The 21,988-nt window shown below is 52.9% G+C and carries 20 protein-coding genes; 8 read left to right on the top strand and 12 right to left on the bottom strand.

The window, feature by feature from the left end; translation table 11 throughout:
* The first annotated feature begins 362 nt into the window (after window positions 1-362).
* Window positions 363-1,181 (top strand): alpha/beta hydrolase family protein, encoded by an 819-nt coding sequence (locus PGRAT_RS03230; protein WP_025705634.1) that lies wholly within the window; start codon window positions 363-365, stop codon window positions 1,179-1,181.
* Window positions 1,182-1,251: 70 nt separating this feature from the next.
* Here the strand turns inward: PGRAT_RS03230 and nadE are convergent, their stop codons facing one another.
* From nadE to PGRAT_RS03215, 3 genes are all read right to left on the bottom strand, one after another.
* Complete coding sequence (gene nadE, locus PGRAT_RS03225; RefSeq protein ID WP_025705635.1) at window positions 1,252-2,061, bottom strand: NAD(+) synthase; 810 nt, start codon at window positions 2,059-2,061, stop codon at window positions 1,252-1,254.
* Between the two features lie 111 nt (window positions 2,062-2,172).
* Window positions 2,173-2,607 carry a BrxA/BrxB family bacilliredoxin gene (locus PGRAT_RS03220; protein WP_025705636.1) on the bottom strand — a complete coding sequence of 145 codons (435 nt, stop codon included), beginning with the start codon at window positions 2,605-2,607 and terminating at the stop codon, window positions 2,173-2,175.
* Between the two features lie 127 nt (window positions 2,608-2,734).
* Window positions 2,735-4,306 carry a two-component system sensor histidine kinase NtrB gene (locus PGRAT_RS03215; RefSeq protein WP_238326799.1) on the bottom strand — a complete coding sequence of 524 codons (1,572 nt, stop codon included), beginning with the start codon at window positions 4,304-4,306 and terminating at the stop codon, window positions 2,735-2,737.
* Between the two features lie 353 nt (window positions 4,307-4,659).
* On the opposite strand from PGRAT_RS03215, the gene PGRAT_RS03210 reads away from it, so the two are divergent.
* Both PGRAT_RS03210 and PGRAT_RS32970 read left to right on the top strand, forming a co-directional pair.
* Window positions 4,660-5,931, top strand: a complete 1,272-nt coding sequence (locus PGRAT_RS03210) for a BaiN/RdsA family NAD(P)/FAD-dependent oxidoreductase (RefSeq protein ID WP_025705638.1) — start codon at window positions 4,660-4,662, stop codon at window positions 5,929-5,931.
* Window positions 5,906-6,103, top strand: a complete 198-nt coding sequence (locus PGRAT_RS32970; protein WP_042266023.1) for a hypothetical protein — start codon at window positions 5,906-5,908, stop codon at window positions 6,101-6,103. The genes PGRAT_RS03210 and PGRAT_RS32970 overlap by 26 nt, the downstream gene beginning before the upstream one ends.
* 381 nt (window positions 6,104-6,484) lie before the next feature.
* Here the strand turns inward: PGRAT_RS32970 and PGRAT_RS03200 are convergent, their stop codons facing one another.
* The 3 genes from PGRAT_RS03200 to PGRAT_RS32965 all read right to left on the bottom strand — a co-directional run bounded on the left by PGRAT_RS03200 (window position 6,485) and on the right by PGRAT_RS32965 (window position 8,892).
* Window positions 6,485-7,735, bottom strand: coding sequence for an ABC transporter permease (locus PGRAT_RS03200; RefSeq protein WP_042266022.1), 1,251 nt, complete (start codon window positions 7,733-7,735; stop codon window positions 6,485-6,487).
* The gene (locus tag PGRAT_RS03195) at window positions 7,732-8,505 is read right to left on the bottom strand and encodes an ABC transporter ATP-binding protein (protein ID WP_025704175.1); all 774 of its coding nucleotides are present in this window, start codon (window positions 8,503-8,505) and stop codon (window positions 7,732-7,734) included. The genes PGRAT_RS03200 and PGRAT_RS03195 overlap by 4 nt, the downstream gene beginning before the upstream one ends.
* A 213-nt stretch (window positions 8,506-8,718) precedes the next feature.
* Window positions 8,719-8,892: a hypothetical protein gene (locus tag PGRAT_RS32965; protein ID WP_156124048.1), complete on the bottom strand. Its 174-nt coding sequence runs from the start codon at window positions 8,890-8,892 to the stop codon at window positions 8,719-8,721.
* 643 nt (window positions 8,893-9,535) lie between these two features.
* On the opposite strand from PGRAT_RS32965, the gene PGRAT_RS03185 reads away from it, so the two are divergent.
* Window positions 9,536-10,003 carry a MarR family winged helix-turn-helix transcriptional regulator gene (locus PGRAT_RS03185; protein WP_020428240.1) on the top strand — a complete coding sequence of 156 codons (468 nt, stop codon included), beginning with the start codon at window positions 9,536-9,538 and terminating at the stop codon, window positions 10,001-10,003.
* A 141-nt stretch (window positions 10,004-10,144) separates the two neighbouring features.
* Here PGRAT_RS03185 and PGRAT_RS03180 read toward each other — a convergent pair whose 3' ends face one another.
* The 3 genes from PGRAT_RS03180 to PGRAT_RS03170 form a co-directional block, all read right to left on the bottom strand.
* Complete coding sequence (locus PGRAT_RS03180; RefSeq protein WP_042266016.1) at window positions 10,145-11,653, bottom strand: MDR family MFS transporter; 1,509 nt, start codon at window positions 11,651-11,653, stop codon at window positions 10,145-10,147.
* A 44-nt stretch (window positions 11,654-11,697) separates the two neighbouring features.
* Window positions 11,698-12,249, bottom strand: coding sequence for a GNAT family N-acetyltransferase (locus tag PGRAT_RS03175; RefSeq protein WP_025706372.1), 552 nt, complete (start codon window positions 12,247-12,249; stop codon window positions 11,698-11,700).
* A gap of 159 nt (window positions 12,250-12,408) precedes the next feature.
* Window positions 12,409-12,708 (bottom strand): hypothetical protein, encoded by a 300-nt coding sequence (locus tag PGRAT_RS03170; RefSeq protein ID WP_025706373.1) that lies wholly within the window; start codon window positions 12,706-12,708, stop codon window positions 12,409-12,411.
* A gap of 240 nt (window positions 12,709-12,948) precedes the next feature.
* Between PGRAT_RS03170 and PGRAT_RS03165 the strand changes: the two genes are divergently transcribed.
* A complete protein-coding gene (locus PGRAT_RS03165; RefSeq protein WP_025706374.1) occupies window positions 12,949-13,431 on the top strand; it encodes a GAF domain-containing protein in 483 nt (160 codons plus the stop codon).
* A gap of 116 nt (window positions 13,432-13,547) precedes the next feature.
* Here PGRAT_RS03165 and PGRAT_RS03160 read toward each other — a convergent pair whose 3' ends face one another.
* From PGRAT_RS03160 to PGRAT_RS03150, 3 genes are read right to left on the bottom strand one after another with little or no spacing between them, the layout of a single operon-like run.
* The gene (locus tag PGRAT_RS03160) at window positions 13,548-15,980 is read right to left on the bottom strand and encodes a glycogen/starch/alpha-glucan phosphorylase (RefSeq protein WP_025706375.1); all 2,433 of its coding nucleotides are present in this window, start codon (window positions 15,978-15,980) and stop codon (window positions 13,548-13,550) included.
* 47 nt (window positions 15,981-16,027) lie between these two features.
* Window positions 16,028-17,131, bottom strand: coding sequence for a glucose-1-phosphate adenylyltransferase subunit GlgD (gene glgD, locus PGRAT_RS03155; RefSeq protein WP_042266014.1), 1,104 nt, complete (start codon window positions 17,129-17,131; stop codon window positions 16,028-16,030).
* Window positions 17,132-17,153: 22 nt separating this feature from the next.
* The gene (locus PGRAT_RS03150) at window positions 17,154-18,317 is read right to left on the bottom strand and encodes a glucose-1-phosphate adenylyltransferase (RefSeq protein WP_025705517.1); all 1,164 of its coding nucleotides are present in this window, start codon (window positions 18,315-18,317) and stop codon (window positions 17,154-17,156) included.
* A 467-nt stretch (window positions 18,318-18,784) separates the two neighbouring features.
* On the opposite strand from PGRAT_RS03150, the gene PGRAT_RS03145 reads away from it, so the two are divergent.
* The 3 genes from PGRAT_RS03145 (at window position 18,785) to PGRAT_RS03135 (ending at window position 21,756) form a co-directional block, all read left to right on the top strand.
* Window positions 18,785-19,471 carry a response regulator transcription factor gene (locus PGRAT_RS03145; RefSeq protein WP_025705518.1) on the top strand — a complete coding sequence of 229 codons (687 nt, stop codon included), beginning with the start codon at window positions 18,785-18,787 and terminating at the stop codon, window positions 19,469-19,471.
* Entirely contained in the window at window positions 19,468-20,991 is a 1,524-nt protein-coding gene (locus PGRAT_RS03140) for a sensor histidine kinase (protein WP_042266012.1), read from the top strand. The genes PGRAT_RS03145 and PGRAT_RS03140 overlap by 4 nt, the downstream gene beginning before the upstream one ends.
* 198 nt (window positions 20,992-21,189) lie before the next feature.
* A complete protein-coding gene (locus PGRAT_RS03135; RefSeq protein ID WP_025704249.1) occupies window positions 21,190-21,756 on the top strand; it encodes an FAD-dependent oxidoreductase in 567 nt (188 codons plus the stop codon).
* The last annotated feature ends 232 nt before the right edge of the window (window positions 21,757-21,988 follow it).

Here is a 21,988-nt window from a genome sequence, read left to right as displayed (position 1 = left end):
TACCTTCTATCCTTACCGTGCTTCTAATGGTATGATCTTCCTATGGGGGCCGGAAATCTCATATAACAGAGAAAGTCTGCCTGCCTCCTTACCAAGAGTATATAAACTGAACTTGTAATTTTTGTATTTAGGAAGGGCCGGTTCGAAACTTCTCCTCCGCCACTTCCCTCTCATTCTTAATTTCCCAGTTCAATTTATATTAATAATAGTTTTAGCAACAGCTTTCTGCTATCTTAAAAGAAAAAGCCGCTAAAGTCTATTTATGGATATATCCGGTATATTTAAATCCTTTAGTTTAGAATCGGATTCGAACACAGCCCCTGCTGTGGATACTAGAATTTCAAGGAAAGGGAGACTGCCCTATGCCCCGTAATTTCGAATTGCCCGCAGGAGAGGAAGCTGTCCTGCGTTGTTCACATTTCCCAGCCCAAGGCGAGGCCAGAAGCCTGGTTGTGGTCGCTCACGGCTACAAGGGCTTCAAGGATTGGGGAATGTTCCCTTATACTGCAAAGGCGCTTAGTGATGAGCATGAGGTGATCAGCTTCAACTTCTCACATGCCGGAATCGGTGAAGATCTGCAGAATTTCACCGAGCTTGAAAAGTTTGCCCGCAACACCTACCAGCGGGAAATCAAGGATATGGAGATCCTGCTCTCCTATCTGAGCCAGCACCACAGGTTTGGAAGTCTGCCTGTCTTTCTGCTGGGACACAGCCGCGGAGGGGGCGATTGTCTGCTCTATGCACTGGATCATCCTGCAGAAATTGCCGGGGTGATCTCCTGGAACGGGACCACCAGTCTCGACCTGTTCACAGAAGAACAGAAGCGTGAAATGAGGGACAAGGGCCGGACCCACGTCCTCAATGGACGGACAGGCCAGCAAATGCCGCTGGATGCCATAATTATAGAGGATCTGGAACAGCAAGCGGAACGTTACAACTTATTGGAACGGATGAAGCAGGCCAGCTTCCCTGTTGTCCTAATCCAGGGGAGTGAGGACGGCGAGCGGCTGCGGCGCGGATCAGAGCAATTAATCCGGTTTCGGCCGGATATTGAGTGGATACAGATTCCGGGCGGCAATCACACCTTCGGCGCCGTCCATCCTTTTGCCGGAACCACACCTCAGTTGGAACAGGCGATTGCCGCTTCCAGGGATTTTATTACCCGGGTTTTGGCGGGGTAGGTGTTATCATGAAAAACCGCCGGAGCGTCTGCACTTGAGTGCAGCTCCCCGGCGGTTGGGCAAAACATTCTTAGATCCCAGGAATCACATTGCGCTTATGCGCGGTTCTCCGGTAGAAATTCTCCAGTTTCTTCTCCGCTTCAGGGCTGACGGTTTTGCCCTCCAGGTAATCGCTATTCTCCTCATAGGTGATGCCAAGCTCTGCTTCATCCGTCTGTCCCGGCCACAGGCCGGCTGTCGGTGCTTTGGTGACAATATCCGCAGGCACTCCAAGAAATGCAGCCAACTGGCGCACCTGGCGCTTATTCAGCGAAGACAGCGGTGTAATGTCCACGGCACCATCGCCCCATTTGGTATAGAAGCCGGTTATAGCCTCAGAAGCATGATCTGTTCCTACTACCAGCAGATTGTTTTCAAAAGCCAGCGCATACTGCATCACCATGCGTGTTCTTGCTTTTACATTGCCTTTACCCTGATGGGTGATATGGCGGTGTTGTCCAAGCGATTTCAGGCTGTGTTCGACCTCAAGGGCGATCTCGTTGACCGCTTCCTCGATATTGGTCTCTACCTTATGCGTTAATCCAAACGCCTCAGCTACCGCATAACTGTGCGCGATATCCTCCTGTTCGCCATAAGGCTGAAAAACACCAAGCGTCATATAGTCTTTGCCTTCCTCGGCTGTAAGCTCGTCCGTAGCCCGTTTGCACAGACCCGCAGCAACCGCGCTGTCTACCCCTCCGCTGATTGCAATCAGCAGGCCGCCCGCCCCTGCTTCCAGTACATATGCCTTCAAAAAATCTACCCGTTTACGGACCTCAGCCTCCACATCAATGGAGGGCTTAACACCAAGGGCGGCAATGATTTCGTTCTGCATACTCAAGTTCGTACACCCCGTTTCACAGTATATCTGCGGTTATTCTACTTATAAAAAATCCCGCAAACAACCGGACTTCCGGCAGCCTGCGAGACTCGAGTAAAGACCAGTCTTATTTTATTGGCACAGGCGGTTGAATACATCTTTCAGCTCAGCCGCGATTTCGGCAGCTGAACGGTCTTCAACCCCATGACGTTCGATGAAGTGAACAAGCTCTCCATCCTTCATCAGCGCGATCGAAGGCGAAGAAGGCGGATACGGTGCAAAGTACTCACGCGCTTTGGCTGTAGCTTCTTTCTCTTGACCGGCAAATACAGTGTACAGGTGATCCGGTAAAATCTCATTCTGCAGCGCCTGGGCCACACCCGGACGGCATTGACCGGCTGCACAGCCGCAGACCGAATTCACAACAACAAGCGTTGTTCCTTTGGAGTCAGGAAGAACTGCTTCTACCTCTTCAGGAGTCAACAGCTCCTTAAATCCGATGCTTGTCAGATCATCGCGCATTGGCTGGATGGAATCCTTCATATATTGATTAAATGACATGGACATTCTGTGCACTCTCCTTTATCCTTCGAATATTTGTCAGACCACGTTGCGGCAGGATTTACTAACTTTATTATACATACATACTCTGTGAAAGCAAGCGTCAGCCCTTTATCTTTCCTGATCAGGAACACTATAACCGTGAGGGAATATCCGGGTGCTCCTTGGTGGCGGCAGCCTGCTGCCTATCCTCCTGCCCATAAGGAAAAGAAACGATAAACGCCGTACCTTTCCCCTCCTGGGATTCCACTCTGATGCTGCCATGATGCCGCTCGGCAATGCTTAGGCACAGCGGAAGGCCCAGGCCTGTACCTTGGTTTTTTGTGGTGTAAAAAGGTACAAACAGCTTCTCCAGCTGACTCTGCGGAATACCGCTGCCTGTATCCTGTATAATCAGCTCCACCTTATTCTCGGTAAAATGCGTCTCCAGAAGCAGCTCCCCTTTAGGCTCCATCGCTTCCATCCCGTTTCGGGCCAGATTAAGGATCAGCTGCTTGATTTCCCTGGGGTTGAGCTGAAGCAGCGGAAGGGATGGACATAATCTCAGCTCCACGCTTTGGCCGCGGAGGTTGGCGTCGGCCCAGAGAAGCGGGGCGAGTTCTTTTATAATAAGATGCAGCTGAACAGGCTCCTTGTCAGAAATCCGGCTCTGCGCAAGGGAGAGAAAGTCATTAATAATATCGTTGGCCCGGTCCAGTTCCTCTATGACAATCTGATAGTATGAGTCCATTTCCCCGGGGCTCTTCTCCCGCATAAGCTGCAGAAATCCGCGTACCACGGCCATAGGATTGCGAATTTCATGTGTAATTCCCGCTGCCATCTGCCCGACCAGGGTTAGCCGCTCCACATTGTCCAGTTCGCTGCGGAACTTCTCTGACTCGGTAAGGTCCTGGACAATCAAAACCCGGCCGGCTGATCCTCCTCCCAATCCTTGCTGCAGAGGCGCAGAGAATACATTGTAGGTTCTGGAGTCATATTGTACTTTCTCGTTATACCGTTGTTTGCCGAATCCGCTATCTCTCATACGCTTTAGAGCCTCCCCGTTAATCTCTTGGCGGAGCAGCCGTTCGGCCTGCCGGCCTACAATAGACTCTCTTGTAATGTCCGGCTCATGCTGCCGGAAAAGGTTCAGCATACAATCATTAAGCTCCGTTACATACCCCATATCATCAAGCAGCATAATACTGACAGGTACGACATTGGTGATCTGCTGCAGCTTCTCCGATTCCCGTTCGAATTTCTCAGAAATCCCTTTCATTTTCTCCCGCGTCTGCAGCCTGTCCCAGGCGGTTTCGATAAAGTATAACAAGCTGCCTCCCAAGATAACCGGAACAAGCAGGTAGAATAATGCCACTGCCATTTCTTTGGACGAAGTATCGTACAGGCTGGGGCCATACATTTTTGGCGCAAGGACAATAAACATCATGCTGGGGAACAGAACACCCCAGAGGATGAAGATTTTGCCCATAACTTTTTCGCTCTTAAAGGGCTTCGCCATGCCAAACAGCAGCGGATACAGCAGCACGCCTGTGTTCAGCACCAGATTGCTGAGGCCGGGAGGCTCCGAGAATAATACAGTGCACAGTATAAAAAAAACGGCCAAGCTGATCCCCGAACGGAAGCTGGCATACAGGATGCCGATATAAGCGGGTATAATTGCTAAATTCAGATAGATTTCACCAAACAGGGTTGTGGACAGAACCATGCAGAATACAATGCTCAGGGCACAGCTAATTATTAAAAAGGACTGGTCATCCGGGAACCTTCCGTTCCTTCGCACAATATGGCTTTGATCAATCCACCATTGAAACATACACAGAAAGCAGCAAGCCGCTGTAATTTGCAATAAAATATCCTTTACCGCATAAATAATTGAAATCACTCCCCTAATTGGACAAATTACCCTATTCACATTGATTAAAGCACACACGCGCTATCCTGACAATGTAAATCCCAGCGCCAATGTCCGGGTCTCTGGCCCGGCCGCGGCCTTAATGGTATGATGCCGTTAGGAGGCGCAGATCGCACCATGCCTTTAACATGTAAAGGAGCAGATTTATGAGCGGCAAATATGATGTAATTATTATCGGAGGCGGACCTTCCGGTCTTATGGCCAGTGTAGCAGCAGCGGAGCATGGAGCTGCAGTTCTGCTGGTGGACAAAGGTACTAAGCTTGGCCGGAAGCTCGGAATTTCCGGCGGCGGCCGCTGTAATGTGACCAATGTCAAGGAAACCGCTGAACTGATATCCCATATTCCCGGCAACGGGCGCTTTTTGTACAGCGCGTTTGATCATTTCAACAATCTGGATATTATCGAGTTTTTTGAGAATCTTGGCATAGCTCTGAAGGAAGAAGACAATGGACGGATGTTTCCCGTGTCTGATAAGGCCTCCAGTGTCGTTTCCGCGCTCATCAGCAAAGTGCGCAGTCTGGGCGTGCAGATGATCACGGACAGCCCGGTGGCGGAGGTTCTCTATCGAAATGGCAGTGTGGAAGGCGTCCGGTTGGCTACAGGCAAAACACTAAGCGCCAGCGCCGTAGTCATTGCCACCGGCGGCAAATCGGTTCCTCAGACTGGCTCTACCGGGGATGGCTATCCATGGGCTGAAGCCGCCGGACACACAATTACGGAGCTGTTCCCCACGGAAGTGCCCATCCTGTCGCGGGAGGAGTGGATCAAGTCAGGCGAGCTGCAGGGCTTGTCCCTGCGGGATGTGACGCTCACGGTCTGGAATCCCAAAGGCAAGCGGGTGATTGCCCACCGGGGCGATATGATCTTCACCCATTTTGGACTCTCCGGGCCGATTGCACTGCGCTGCAGCCAATTCCTGCGCCAGGTCCAGCGCAAATCCGGAACCGATACCGTAGAGCTGTCCATTGACCTTTTTCCCGCCCTGAACCCGCAGGAGATGGAAGAACAGCTGCAGAATAAGCTGGGGCTGGAGCCGAAGAAGGCGATCCGCAACTCCCTGAAGGGATTGCTGCCGGAGCGGATGATTCCGCTGCTGCTGTCCAAGGCGGGACTGGATGGTGACACCACCGGACATCATCTGCCAAAAAGCGGGCAGCAGACGCTCGCGGCACTTCTAAAGCGGATGCCGGTCCAGGTCTATGGCACCCGCTCCCTGGAGGAAGCCTTCGTCACCGGCGGTGGCGTCAACCTGAAGGAAATTGACCCCCGGACAATGGAATCCAAGCTGATGCCCGGCCTGTTCTTCTGCGGTGAAATACTCGATATTCACGGCTATACCGGCGGATACAATATTACCGCAGCCTTCTCCACAGGATATACAGCGGGCAAACATGCGGCTGAGCAGCACCGGAATTAAGCTAAACTGGAAAGAGCAAACTGACCGGCGGCGCTTCAACAACGGCATTTCTGCCGTTATTTCGGAGCAATCCAACCGGCGGCGCTTCAACAACGGCATTTCTGCCGTTATTTCGGAGCAATCCAACCGGCAGCGCTTCAACAACGGCATTTCTGCCGTTGTTTCGGGGTAAACCAGCCGGCGGTGCTCCAACAACGGCATTTCTGCCGTTATTTCGGAGCAATCCAACCGGCGGCGCTTCAACAACGGCGTTTCTGCCGTTGTTTCGGGGTAAACCAGCCGGCGGTGCTCCAACAACGGCATTTCTGCCGTTGTTCGCAGGACTGAGAAACAAACCTGTTCAATATAACAAGCCAGCCTCCTATTGTTCAGGAGGCTGGCTTGTTTGGGTATGGACGAGGCTGCGGACAGCCGCTGCCCCATATTTGGGCGACAGGTATAGGCGGCCTATGTGCTGCTGCGCAAAAATTCATTACATATCATTGAGTTTGAAATTTTCTATGTCTGGATCGGTGGTTTCTCCGGAGAACCCTCGAACCTCCAGCAGCGGTTGTTATCTGGCAAAACGGAACGCACTGAACATATTAGCGATCAGGTATCCGGCTATGCCGCCAACAGGAATAAACAGCACCAGCCCCAGCCAGCCATAGAGCTGCACACAGATCACTGCCGAGCACAGCAGGGCGAACGGCAGCAGCAGCAGCGGCAGCGTCTTTGAGCCAGCCCCTGCCTTCTGTTCTTTGGTGAACGGTAAAATCCCGATGTAGTCATCCCCGGAGAACAGCAGCCAGAAGGAAGACAGCCAGTAGGCCATTAACGCGACCAGCAGGGTGAAGATCAGCCACTTCAATAGGGAGGGAACAATAAACACCGCTATCAGCCCCACACCGGTAAACGACAGATACAGCTTCAAATGAGCCGGGTTCCGCACCAACGCCTTGATGGCCGCCGCTGTGAACCGGCTCTCTGGTGTCCTGGACTTCAGCAACGGCTGCGATTTGCGGAAAATCCACGGTTTGTAGCGTGTAGGCCGCGGTTTATCGAGCACCCCGCGCAGCAGCAGCGCAGCGATTCTCATCCGCTGCTTGTAGTCTTCGCGCACATCATTCATGAAGGTGCCGTTCAGCCGCAAGCGGTAGCGGATGGCCCAGACCGTCACAGCCGCAAACACTGCTGTTACAAGCAGCATCAGCGGAGGACTGTCTTTCCAGTACAATCCGGTCCGGATGTAAATGCCACAGGGCACGGTTACCGCAGGAATCAGCCACAGCCAGCGGCGAAAGCCCTGGCGCTGGACTTTCACAATATGCCCGAGCAGCTTAACGCACCAGCTGCAGGCAAGCGTCATAACAAGCAGCGCCCAGGCCGCCGGCGGACTGATGCCGTAGCCCCGCACGATGAAGGGCAGCAGAATGGCATACACGGCCGCCATCTTAAGAGATGTAACTGCCAGGCTGTAGACCGTTCCCCGCAGCACAATCGTTCTGATCCAGCTCTCCCGCTGCCTGAGGAACAGCAGATCCCCTTCCTGGAGCAGAAGAACCAGCCCTCCGTTGGCTATGAGAATAGACAGCAGGGCGAGGATCAATGCAAACGGCAAATCTGCGGTCCAGGCGGGTAACTCATGGTTCCAGAAGCCATAGTAAAACCGCCCGCCCAGCAGACCCCCGGGGATAATGATATACAGCAGCACCGTCCAATCCGCAGCCGTGCGGATGATTGCGGATTGCTCGCGAAAGTGGGAGAACAGCCGCCGCATGAACAGCTTCGGGGCAGTAGGAAAAGCAAATGCCCCTCTGCTCATGTCAATTCATCGAAGCAATCAAACAACGACGCCTCCGGCAATCCCGCCTGGGTGCGGATGTCTTCCAGTGTACCCGTAGCTGTCATTCTCCCTCCAGAGATCAGCACAAAGCTGTCACAGATCTTCTCGGCGGTGTCCAGCACGTGCGTGGACATCAGCACCCCGGCTCCGCGCCTGCGCTCCGCTTCCAGCAGCCGCAGGAAATCCTTGGTGGCACGCGGGTCCAGTCCGATGAACGGCTCGTCCACAATATAAATGTCAGGCTGGACCAGGAAGCCCAGCATCAGCATCATTTTTTGCTTCATGCCCTTGGAGAAGCCTGCCGGAAGATCATTGCGCACTTGTTCCATGCCAAACTGCGACAAAAGCTTCTCTGCAGTAGCCTCAAAAGTCTCATAGGACAAACCATACGCGGCAGCAGCCAAATCCAGATGCTCCCACAGGGTGAGATCCTCATAGAATACCGGCTGCTCCGGCACGTAGGCATAAGACTTGTTCGCTCCGCCGAGCTTCACCTGGGCTTTGGCATGCTTCAGCAGCCCAAGCAGTGTCTTAATGGTGGTGCTCTTCCCGGCTCCGTTCGGGCCGATTAAGCCCAGCAGCTGCCCTTGCTGCACTTGGAAGGAGATATTGGTTATTCTCCTGTCGCCAGCTTCATAACCGGCTTCTTCAATATAGACATCCAGTACAGTCTCCCGCTCCGCATTCTCCTGTTCACTGTCTCCGGCTGCTTCTAGCTCCTGCCCCTGCGGTGCTTCCGTTTCTTCCATACAGCTCTCCATCTCCTAAACAATAATAGCATTGGTAGTGCCGGATCCACACTCCGGTAATCCGATCATATCACCCTCAGCCAGCGTGTACCAGCCCAGTTCAGACGACAGCAGCGTTAAGCCGCGGATTGCTGAAGCTCTTGCGCCGCTTGGTCCCGGTTTTCGATTCCTGTCCGCAGGAAGAGGAACGCCGCTCCAAGCAGCGCGGACAGCTCACCCGAGACAAAGAATGCTGCGGCTGGTCCGGAAGCCGTGACGAGTGTCCCGCCGGCTGCTTGACCAAGAATAACCGCCGCACTCGTATAGGCTGCCGCCGATTCCGAATACCCGGCCGGTGTAGGCTTCGGGCGTGCGGCGCTTCAGCAGCGAGTTGAACGGTATAATCACAAAACATGCACCGACTCCGGAACAGCATCATATTCACGCAAAAGCCTGCCTGTCCGGTGACGGTCACAAATGCGGCACCCGCAAATACGGAGCCCATAAGAAGGATACCCGCTCCCATAAACACCAGCGGATGTTTGCCGCTCCCCCACCGTCCCACTGCCAAAGCAGAGAGCAAAGTACCAAAACGCATGCGGCTATGCACCAGCCCAGCAATCAGCGTTCACTTCCGGAATTTCCGGGAATACAGTAACCGTCTGGGAATCACCAATTTGAAGCACCAGCAGGGCAGCAACAATCATTACGACTCCACTAAGCACTACGGGTCCCGTCCGAGTGGTTATCTACTGTAACATGATAAGGAATAGCAAAGGAGGATTCATCGAACCCCGGCTGTAATTACTTGCTGTGCCTGAGGCTGAACCCCGTTTCCTTCCAGCGGCGGATGAAGGTTGAGGCCAGAATTTTCACCACTTTTATGCACACTTAAAAAATTGTTTGATTTTTAATAATTAAAAGTGTGCTCATTGTGACAAATCACATGTTCATTATCCATTCTTTGACGTATTGTAAAGCTAGATCAACGAAATCAGGATTCCAAACCGTGCAGGCCAACCTGCACGATTAACAATAGAGGTGGAGAAGCATGATACAGTCCTATGAACGCGACACTCAACTGACACTGCATTTGTACCGGGTTTTTGCCAAGTCTTTCAAGAGCATTAACGAGCATGCCGTAACCGGAAGCAAGATTGAAGGCTTCAATCCTACAGCCTTCGCTGTCATGGAAGTCCTCTACTACAAGGGGCCTCAGCCTATCCAGCAGATCGGTGCCAAGCTGCTGCTCCAGAGCGGCAACGTTACGTACGTGATCGATAAGCTGGAAGAACGCGGCTATCTGCAGCGCAAACCCTGTCCAAGCGACCGGCGGGTGATCTTTGCCGAGTTAACCTCAGAAGGCGAACGTCTAATGAACGAAATGTATCCGAAATATTCCGAACGGCTGCATCTGGCATTTAGCGGACTCAGCGATGAAGAGAAGGAACAGATGATTACCCTGCTTAAGAAGATGGGCCTGCAGGCAGAGAAACTCTCCCCGCTGCCCCGCAAGTAGAATTAGGGCCACAACAGTTGTGAATCGTTTCACGTTCCAAGGCATTCCTTGCTTATACAGACAGAAACCGGCTGTGCCCTCCTGTTCAAGGGAGACACCGCCGGTTTTGTGTGCTTATAACAGCTTTTCCGGAGACATAACTTAAACTTCCTTCAGAGCGGCAGGCTCCTCCTTCAATGAAGGCAAGCCTTTGCGTAGTCCAAAGGCAATCAGCAGCGACAAGACAGCGAACACTGCCATCACTATGAAAAGCGAATGCAAACCGCCTTCCAGCGCCCTTTTCAGGCTGCCCCAGGCTTCACTTGAAAGTGCGCTCTCCCCCTGTGGATGAAGCAGCTGATTGATATCGGTGCCAGCTTCAGGAGAGCCTGGCGCCCCATCCAGCTGCCACTTCACATTCAAATTCAGCCAGGAGCCAAAAATCGCTACCCCCACCGTCTGTCCAAGTGAACGGGTAAAGGTATTCAGCGCTGTAGAGGCACCGCGCTGGCTATGCTCAACGGAAGACTGGGCAATAATGGTGAACACGATAGAGGCATAACCGAAACCCACGCCACAGGCCAGCATCAGGCTGAGGAGCAGCAGCTGCGGGGATTCCGCTGTCATAAATACCAGGCCGCCGGCTCCCAGTACAATTAATGAAAGGCCCAGCACGCCTGTCTGACGGGAACCGGAGCGCAGAATCATTCTCCCGCCAGCGAAAGAGCCAAGCACCCAGCCTACCGACATCGGAGCCAGCAGCAGACCCGACAGGGCTGCACTCCCGCCGGACACTCCCTGCACCCACAGCGGCACATAGGTGGTTAATCCGATAATCAACGTGCTGACAAGCAGATTAGCAGCGGTTGAAACAGCAATATTACGGATGGAAAATAGCCCGAGCGGCAGCATCGGCTCAGATGCACGGCGCTCCACCCTCCAGAAGATGACCAATACCGCGGCGGAAGCAGCTAACAGGAACAGCAGCAGTGGAGACGTCCACGGCAGGTTCTGGCCCCCGGTCGTCAGTCCGAAGAGAAGTGCGCCCATCCCCGCTGCGAACAGCAGCACGCCCGGCAGATCAAGCTTCGCCTGGCGCCGTATTTTCTCTTCCTTCAGGAAACGGGAGATGAAGACAATGGACAGCAGGCCAAAAGGCAGGTTGAACACGAATACCCAGCGCCAGCTCAAATAATCCACAACATAACCGCCAAGCAGCGGGCCTACCAGCGAAGAGATTCCCCAGACAGAGCTAAGCAGCCCTTGGGTTTTGGCCCGTTCCTGAATGCTGTAAATGTCCCCTATAATGGTAAAAGTCATCGGAATCAGCGCACCCGCTCCGATCCCCTGCAGACCGCGAAACACAATCAGCTGCTCCATACTCTGAGCCACACCGCACAGCAGCGAGCCTAATAGAAATACAGCAACGCCGCCGATGAACACCGGCTTCCGGCCCATCAAGTCACTAAGCTTGCCGAAAATGGGCGTTGTCACTGCCATAGCCAGCAAATACGCGGTAAAGATCCAGCTCAGCCACTGCATCCCCTGAAAATCTCCCACTATAGCCGGTCCGGCGGGCCCGGTAACCGTCCCTTCAATCGCTGCCAAAAAGGTAGCCAGCAGAACGCCGGTCAAGATAAGCTTACGTTCTTTTGTTCCTGGTGATATCAATGACTCCAAATCCTCTCTCTCTATGTATTAGAACAAACGCTTCATCATCTGGGGGCACGCAGCAGTGCATACAGAACAACATCCTGGAATCCGGCTTCCGTATGCCGGTATTCACGCAGCAGCCCTTCCCGCTGAAACCCGAGCGACTGAAACAGCCGCTGCGCCCGGATGTTGTCCGGGTGGCAGAATGCTTCGATCCGGTTGAGGCCCATCACGGCGAAGCCATAGTCCAGCATCAGTTCCAGGGCCTCCCGCATATATCCCAGCCCCCAGTAACCGGGCAGAAGCTCGCAGCCGATTTCCCCCCGGTAAGCACCCTGCAGCTGCCAGCTGTTATAGCCGCAGCTGCCGATTACGGACCCTTCAGGCCCGATGATGCTCCAGCGCAGGCTTTCTTCCTCACAGGACATTTGCAGGAGAAGGGCGATCAGCTGTTCAGCTTCCTGCGGTGAAGACAGCAGCGGCGCAGCCAGCCAGCGGTTAACCTGCGGATGGGACCAGACGGAGTACAGTGCAGCCGCATGCCCCGCTTCCAGCGGACGCAGTTGTACCTTTTTTCCCGGCAGGTCTGGAATTACTCCACCAGATACATACACAGCAATCTTCCTCCTTCAACCTTCTTAGTATACATCAGATGAAAGCCTTTCTCTGAAGTGAAGTGTGCCCACTTTCTGTCGGCATAAAAATAGCGCCTGCCGAGGGGCAATGATTGCCACCCGGTACAGACGCTGTCTTATTCTAACGCAGCCCCGGGATTATCCTGAAGCCCCCGCTGCTTTGACTGGTTTCAACACCTCGGTGCACAGCACCTTGAGCTTCTCCTGAATGGCCTTAAACTCCTCAATTCCCGTGCCGGTAAGACTGTATGCCTCTCCATGGGCAGTCAGGAAATTCTCCTGAGAGAGCCGTTCCAGCTCCTGCTTCACTTCGCGTTCCGCCACCCGGTATCCCAGATTCTCCAGCTCCGGCAGCATCTCTGTCAGTGTCAGATCCTTCTCATGTGCATGGTACAGCATATGGATTCCTATGAACAAATTTTGTACATCGGCGCGCATATTCCACTCCTTCCGGCCTGAAGCCTTAGGTATTTATAACAGCATTACCCTGTGGAGAGATTTCGGAAACATGATCCAAATCTGGCAGCTAAGCAAGGTGTTGCCCCCAAACTGCTGGTGTAAAATTTATACAATCTGTTAAAATCCCCGGAATGCTTGACGTATCCCGCCGGGCTGTACTATGTTGTTAGTTACAGTTATGGATTTATGCTGATTTATCGTACAGGAAGGTGATACTTCATGTTTCAAGCCATGCCCTATGACGGCACACGCAGCGAGCGGTACGAATCCGTTCTAAGCCAGCTCGGCGCACTGATGGAAGGCGAGCCGAATGCCATTGCCAATCTGGCCAACGCCTCCGCACTCCTAAAAACCTCTCTGCCGGATACCAATTGGGCCGGATTCTACTTATTTGACGGCAAGGAATTGGTGCTTGGGCCCTTCCAGGGCTTGCCCGCATGTATCCGCATCCCCCTGGGCAAGGGCGTATGCGGTACAGCCGCAAGCGAGCGCCGCACACTGGTCGTTGGCGATGTACATGCCTTCCCTGGACATATTGCCTGTGACGAAGCTTCCAATAGCGAAATCGTCGTCCCGCTGATCCAAGGCGACCGCCTGCTGGGTGTACTCGATATAGACAGCCCAATCAAGCACCGTTTCGATGATGAAGAACGGCGTTTCCTCGAAAGGTTCGCCGGAATGGTTGCCGAAGTTATCTGCTGACTTTTTTCCCGGACAGGCAAAAGACCTTCACCGCTCAGAATCCTCTGTGCTGGTGAAGGTCTTTTGTGTGCCGGGTTGCGGGTCAAGTTTTTCCCCCGGATACCCGGCGGTTCCGCCTACAGCTGCACCGGACTGATATTCCAGATCTCGGATGCATAGCGGGCAATCGTATTGTCGCTGGAAAACTTGCCGGAATGCCCGATGTTAATGATGGACTTCTTCAGCCATTCCTTCTGATTCCGGTAGGCCAGATCAATATTGACATGGGTTTCGACATAAGAAGCGAAGTCCTTAAGTACGAAGAACTCGTCATTATTGTCAATCAGCGACTGGTACAGCGTATCGAATTCCTGGGTATTGCAGCAGATGGGACCCGGTGTAACCAGCTGGTCCAGCACTTCCTTTACACGGCCGTCCCCGTTGTAAATATCACGTGCATGATAGCCCCCGTACTGGTAATAATCCATTACCTGCTCGGCACGCAAGCCAAACAGGAACATGTTGTTGTCCCCAACCATTTCATGCATCTCCACGTTGGCTCCATCCATCGTTCCGATGGTCAGCGCACCGTTCATCATGAATTTCATGTTGCCGGTGCCGGAGGCTTCCTTGCTGGCTGTAGAGATCTGCTCGCTGACGTCGGCAGCCGGAATAATCTTTTCCGCCAGAGACACCGAATAATTTTCAAGGAAAAAGATGCGGATTTTGCCCTTGATCTCCGGGTCCTTGTTGACAACATCGGCGACTGTGTTAATCAGCTTGATGATCCGCTTTGCCAGGTGATAGCTTGGTGCGGCCTTGGCTCCAAAGATAAAGGTGCGCGGCACCATATCCATGGAAGGGTTATCCTTAAGCTGATTGTACAGGTGCATAATATGAAGCACATTCAGCAGCTGGCGCTTGTAGGCATGCAGTCGTTTCACCTGCACATCAAAGATCGAGTCGGGATCTACCTGAATCCCATGCTTGCTGAAGATGTAATCTGCCAGACGCTGCTTATTGCGGCGTTTAATGCCAGCCACCTGCTGCTGGAAGGAAGCATCCTCGCTGTATTTGATCAGGCCGATCATCTCCTGCGGATGATGAACCCAGCGTGTGCCGATGGATTCATTGATCAGTCCGGCCAGCTCAGGGTTGGCATGAAGCAGCCACCGCCGGTGGGTGATGCCGTTCGTTTTGTTGTTGAAGCGGTGCGGGTACATCTCATTGAAAAGGCGCATTTCGCGCTTCTGCAGAATTTCCGTATGCAGCGCAGCCACACCATTCACACTATGGCTGGCTACGATCGCCAGATGGGCCATGCGCACCTGGTCATCATGAATGATCGCCATTTGGTTAATCCGGTTCTGATCCCCCGGATATTTGCTCATCAGCTCACCGCAGAAGCGGGCGTTGATCTCCTCAATAATGAGGAAGATGCGCGGCAGCAGCTCCCGCACCATGCCAATCGGCCATTTCTCCAGCGCTTCGCTGAGAATGGTGTGGTTGGTGTAGGAGACCATCCGTGTGGTCATGCTCCAGGCCTGATCCCAGCCGAGCCCGTGCACATCCATCAGTATGCGCATCAGCTCCGGAATGACCAGCGTAGGATGCGTGTCATTGATATGCAGAGCCACTTTGTCCGGCAGTGATTCAATGCCAAGCCCCGTCTTGCTGTAGGTCCGCAGAATGCTCTGCAGTCCGGCGCTGCACAGGAAGTACTGCTGCTTCAAGCGGAGCAGCTTGCCTTCATACTGCGAATCGTCCGGATAGAGGAACTCCGAGATCGATTCCACCGAACGCTTGTATTCCAGAAACTTGTGGTAGTCACTTCCAGCCAGGGAGCCAAACATCCGCGAAGGCTGGGTAATGGACTCTGCGCTCCAGTTGCGCAGGGTATTCACATGTCTGCGGTCTGCTCCGATGACCGGAACATCATAAGGAACGGCACGCACAGCTTCATAGTCTTTGTGTTCGAAGACCAGCTCACCGTTCTCTTCGCCCGTCTCGACATGCCCCCAGAACCGCACCTCCACCTGCTTGTCTTCCCGTCTTACTTCCCATACGTTATCATTCTGCAGCCAGTAATCGGGCAGTTCCACCTGATACCCGTCAACGATTTTCTGCTCGAAGAGGCCATACTTATAACGTATGCCACAGCCGTGCCCTGCATATTGCAAGGAAGCCAGTGAATCCAGGAAGCAGGCAGCCAGACGGCCCAGACCGCCGTTGCCAAGCCCCGCGTCTGCTTCCTCCTCTTCCACGTCCCGGAGGGAGAACCCCAGCTCCGCCAGTCCGTCACGCACAACCTCAAGCACACCCATATTAAGGAGGTTATTGCCGAGAAGTCTGCCGATTAGAAACTCCATGGAAAAATAGTATACCTGCTTATCCTTATCGGCCTTGAACTTCTGGTTGGTCTCCGCCCAGTTCTTCCCCGCATCTTCGCGGATCATGTTGCCGAGAATATTGAAAATGTCGGCATTCGATGCTTCCTCCAGCGGCTTGCCCAGTTTCCCGATGAGTGTCTTGCGGAACACTTCTTTAAAAGTCTCTTTATCGTTGAACAACAGCGGGTTCCTCCTGACAAATGCTTTTTTAGTAGACAGGCTTGCGTTTAGATCTTACTGCTCTTGGCAATCACGAATGGACGCTTGCTGTCCCCGACAAGTATCCGGTCCTTACTCAGATGCACATCTTTATCCATAATGACATTCTCAATCACGGCATTCTCTTCAATGACGCATTTCTGCATAATCACCGAATTGACGATGCGCGCTCCCTTACGGATCTGTACCCCCCGGAAAATCACGCTGTTCTCCACCGTTCCGGCGATGATGCAGCCATTGGCTACCAGCGAGTTGCTGACCTCGGCGCTGTCCAGATAGCGGGTAGGGGCTTCATATTTTATTTTCGTCTGGACCGGGTTTTCTTTGAAGAGTCCGAAATAATTATCCTGCTGCAGCAGATTCAGACTGTTCTTGTAATAGCTCTCCAGCGAATTGATCACGGCATGATAGCCTGTATATTCATAAGCGGTAATTTTGAACTTGTGGCGGTTCTTCTGGACGGCATCGCGGAAAAAGTAGCTCTCCCCATGCGCGATGCAGTATTCAACCTGCTCCAGGAACAGTTTTTTCTCCATAATAAAAATATCCAGATACACATTGGGATGATCCTTCTCCTGATGGATCTCCGTCACATTGCTGTCTTCATCGACCTCAACCCGCAGGCACGGATCATGCTCCGGCTGAAGCTGGTCAATCTTCTTGTATACCAGCGTGACATCGGCACCCTTCTCCAAATGATATTGATACACTTCCTGGAGGTCTACGGTATTGATATGCTGGCTGCCTGAGAACACGATATATTTGGCTGAAGCCCGCTTGAAGAAATCAAGATTGTTGTGATAATGCTGCAGATCTCCCAGGGAGGTATCTGTGGGATCATTCCAGTCAGGCGGCAAAATGAACAACCCGCCATGCTTGCGGTTCATATCCCATGATTTGCCGTCGCCGAGATGGTCCATCAGCGAGCGGTATTTGCGGCGGACAAACAGCCCTACGCTTTCCAGCTCCGCACGCATCATGTTGGAGAGAACAAAGTCGATCAGCCGGTACCGGCTGGCAAAAGGTACAGCCGCGCCGCAGCGGAAATAGGTCAGCTCGTTTAATTTGTCCAGTTCATGGTCAAGATTGATGACGCCCATGAGTTCTTTCATCTGAATCCCCCGTCTCTGCTGGTTATATGGTTTTGGCTGCAACAGATTTGCGCTTTTTGCTTCGATTGTCGATCAGCAGAATTTCATCCTCATTGTCCCGCTCCATTCCGATCTCCATACCATCCTCAATGACCGTATTCTCGCTGATGATGGCTTTGTGAATCCTTACATTCTTGCCGATCTTGACCTTCGGCATAATGACAGAGTCTGTAATCACACTGCCTTCACCCACTTCCACACCGTAAAAGAGCACCGAATGCTTCACCTCTCCGTGGACAATGCAGCCTTCATTAATAATGCAGCCCGATACCTTCGCTCCCGGAGCCACATATTGTGCCGGCTGATTCGGGTTGCGGGTGAAGATACGCCAGTCCGGATCATTAAGATTCAGGGGCGGCGTATCGCTCAGCAGATCCATGTTCGCTTCCCACAGGCTGGCAACAGTACCTACATCCCTCCAATACCCTTCAAAAGGATACGCATACAGGGATTGGCCGTCCGCCAGCATAAGCGGAATGATATCTTTGCCAAAATCATGGGACGAGCCGGGATTTTCCCCATCCTCTAACAGATGCTTGCGGAGCACCTCCCATTTGAAGATGTAGACTCCCATGGAAGCCAGTGTGCTCTTCGGCTTGGCCGGCTTCTCATCGAACTCATAGATCTTGAGATCCTCCTCCGTATTAAGGATGCCAAAACGGCTGGCCTCCGCCAGCGGAACGTCGATGACCGATATGGTGCAATCGGCATTTCTGGCCTTATGGTACTGCAGCATGGCGTGATAATCCATCTTGTAGATATGGTCACCGGACAAAATCAGTACATGCTCCGGATCAAATTGATCCACAAATTTCAGATTGCGGTAAATCGCGTCCGCTGTTCCCCGGTACCAGCTGCTTCCGTTCTCCCGTTCATGCGGAGGCAATACAAAAACGCCGCCATCTTTGCGGTTCAAATCCCAGTCGCTGCCTACCCCAATGTAAGAATGAAGCACAAGCGGCTCATACTGCGTCAGCACGCCCACGGTATCAATCCCCGAATTAGAGCAGTTGCTGAGCGGGAAATCAATAATCCGGTAGGTTCCCCCAAAATAGACAGCGGGCTTGGCAAGTGATTTGGTCAGCCCCTTCAACCTTTTCCCTTGGCCTCCCGCTAATAGCATGGCTACCATTTCTTTTTTCTTCATGGAAGAGCCTCCTTGACTTATGGGTATTAAAGCATGGATCAATTAAGTTGGATGATGAATAATGCAGCGTAGATTTAACCCAGTGCAGAAATAGAAATTCCAGAAAGAAGTGTAGCGGAAGAAGCGTGCTTGACAGGAAAATGATAAGGTCAAAAACGGGGGAAACTCACAGAATGGGACTTATTTCCGGACCTGAAGAGGACTCCTCAGACCGGGTAGTATCCTTATTGTAAAGTGTTCTATAGCCGCCGTCAAAACCCTTTATTGCCCCATCCGGAAACTTTTAAATTCTAACTAAATTTCTTATTAATAGCATTAAAATCTCCGTATAATTAATTAACCATTATGAGTAACCGTGAAAGAGCATTTCGAATCCTTTCGTCAAATTTAATGTTTCCATCTTCAGCAAACATTCATTCTGATATGTCATAATGTAGCTAACTACTACCGATTTGGAGGAACAAAACATGAAGGCTGCCCAAGGTGTAAGACTGCTGCTGGTGGATGACGAGCCTCATATTCTCCAGTTCCTGGAGCTGGGCCTGATCAATGAGGGCTTTGAAGTAAGAACAGCGCCGGACGGGGACAGTGCCATTGCCGTTGCGGCCGATTTCAAGCCCCATGTCGCCATTCTGGATGTGATGATGCCGGGAATGGACGGATTTGAGCTCTGCCGCTATCTACGCTCGGAAGAATCGGAACTTGCTGTCATCATGCTTACAGCCAAGGATGAAGTGGATGACCGCGTTAAAGGTCTGTCTATCGGGGCTGACGACTATATGGTTAAGCCGTTCAGCTTTGATGAACTGCTGGCCCGGATTCAGGCGCGTCTGCGCAACCAGTTCCCCGGGCTGCTCGGCGAAGTGCGGTGCGGGCCGTTCCGTCTTGATGGCCGGCGCAAGGAGATCCGCCATAAGGACGAAGTGCTGGAGCTATCCCCTACGGAATACGAGCTGCTGCAATACCTGGTCATCAATCATGGCCTGGTGCTGAGCAAGCCGATGATTCTGGACAAGGTCTGGGGCTATGACTTCGGCGGCGAAGAAAATATCGTCGAGGTGTACATCCGCTCCCTCCGCGAAAAGCTGGGCGATAAAGACCACCGGATCATACGCACGCTGCGCGGTGCCGGATACCGGGTGGATCTGGTATGATTGCCCGCATAGCAGGATTTTTCCGCAGACTGCCGGCCCCGCGTTCCCTGCGCAAGCAGCTGCTGGTCATTTCCCTGCTGATTCTCTCCGGCCTGCTGCTCCTGATTGGTGTGCTCCAGTATGTACTCATGCGTGACTTCATTTACTCCAGCCGGGCGGAGTCCATGGAAACCCAGATCCGTTCCGTCCCGCGCGAGATTTTTTTCAATCCGCTGCCTTCCGGTGCCGGCGGGATCGGACCGCCGGGGAGCAGCGGCAATCTAGCCCCCGGAAATTTACGGAACAGCGGGAGAAGGCCCCTGCTGCTGGATGCCCATTCGACTATAGCTGTATACAGCCCGGACGGGGGGTTTAAGGATTTCCAGGAAGAGACACTGTCTGATTCTTCTGCTCCTAGACTAACCGATGCCGAATACAATGATCTGCTGAAGCAAACTACGGACAAGGCGAATGGCAGCTACCGGCTCATTACGGCACCGGACGGCAGCGAGCATCTGGCCGTATTCATGAATCTCGGCAAGCCGCAGGAGGCCAGAATGCTGCTGCAGATGAGTGTAAGCACGGGACCGCTGAAGGATGTGATCATGCAGCAGCTGCTGATTTTTGCAGGGCTGTCGGTTGTGGCCTTGCTGGGCGGACTGCTCCTGTATTTGCCTGCGCTGCGCAAAACGCTGGTCCCCCTCTCCAATATGGGAGAAGCTGCCCAGATTATTGATGCAGGCAATCTCAGCGAGCGGTTCCCCGTACACCAGGGGCAGACGGAGATTGACAAGCTGTCCCGCTCATTCAACGGCATGCTGGAGCGGCTGGAGATTTCTTTTCATAATGAACGCGAAGCCAAAGAGCAGATGCGCCGTTTTGCAGCTGATGCCTCCCATGAGCTGAGGACTCCGCTGACCTCGATTCACGGGTTCCTGGAAGTGCTGCTGCGCGGAGCCGCTGATAACAGAGAACAGCTTATGGGCGCCCTGGCCAGCATGCACGGGGAGTCCAAACGGATCAACAAGCTGGTAGAGGATCTGCTCCTCCTGGCACGCATGGATGGAGCCCCGCAGCTGAATATCAAAGACATGATGCTGGGAGAAATCATCAACGAAATGCAGCCCCAGCTGCTTATGCTCGCCGGAGAGCGCAGGGTGACCTTTGATATCTTGCCCGGCATCCGGGGGATGTATGATCCCGACAAGCTGAAACAGGTGATTCTTAATCTATTCCACAATGCGGTACAACATACCGATACCCTCAAGGGAACTATTTATATCAGCCTAACTGCCCGGGGCACAGAAGCTGAACTGACGGTGCGGGACAATGGCTCCGGGATTGCGGCTGAGCACATTCCCCATGTGTTTGAACGGTTCTACCGCAGCGATTCTTCGCGCACACGCAAATACGGCGGCTCGGGGCTCGGGCTATCCATTACCAAATCCATCGTGGATGCCCATCACGGCGGTATCCGTGTCGAGAGCCGCCCCGGCGAAGGCACCACCTTCAGGGTTACCCTTCCCCGTTCAGAAGAGTAGCTAAACAAGAATTATTAACAGTATAATAGTAAGTGACAAGCGCTCAAGACTAAAGCGTATACATTCGAGCGGTTTATGTACGAAGCTGTCGTACAATGCGTAGGCTGACAAAAACTTATGCCTATGCTTTCGGTGCGGGTTGTACGTGAATCGATTTGAATGGTGCATGGCTAACAAAACTTTTAGGAGGTTATACGTATGTATGAAATTGCCATCATTGGGGCCGGTCCTGCCGGCGCAAGCGCAGCCCTGTTCGCCGCCAAAGCGGGTAAAAAAACGCTGCTGATCGACAACGACAAAGGCATGACTCGCAGAGGCTGGTATGAGAACTACTATGGGATTGCCGAAACCGGCGGACCGGAGCTTGTGGAGACCGGCCATAAGCAAGCCGTCAAATTCGGGGCTGAATTGGTGGCAGACCAAGCGGTAAACCTTGCCGCTAAAGGTGAAGGCTTCGTGATCGAGAGTGAGAGCGGCGCTGCTTATGAGGCCAAGCATGTGATCCTAGCAACGGGTGTGCTGACCGATCTGGCCGCCAAAGCCGGTGTGGAAACAAAAGACGGCACAGAGCCAAGAATCAAGACGGTTGTAGCTGTAAATGCGGAAGGCCGAACCAGTGTCGCAGGCATCTGGGCAGCCGGAACGGTAGCCGGAGTAAGCGTACATGCCATTATCACTGCCGGAGACGGCGCAAAGGTTGCCATTAATATTATCAGTGAACTGAACGGTGCAAGATACGTGGATCATGACCTGCTGAAGGCTTAGTTTCCGTTTACGTCAGGGACACGCCCCGTAATACCAAGGCTAACCGGAGGATGGATTCCGGCTGGCCTTTTTGGACATCACTGTTCCATCAGAGGATTGGACAACGGCCCCGGAACAGGCAGGATAAGACAATCCGTCTTATTCCTCTGAGGCCGGACTCAGCAGCAAAAAAGCTGCTCCAAAGGGACAATAGCCCGGTGTCCGGTGCTTCTCGAGCAGCTTTATCCTAGTT

Origin of the sequence: Paenibacillus graminis, from assembly GCF_000758705.1 — a bacterium.
In the GTDB taxonomy this organism is placed as follows: Bacteria; Bacillota; Bacilli; order Paenibacillales; family Paenibacillaceae; genus Paenibacillus_AQ; species Paenibacillus_AQ graminis.
This window is presented reverse-complemented; position numbering and strand designations above follow the sequence as displayed.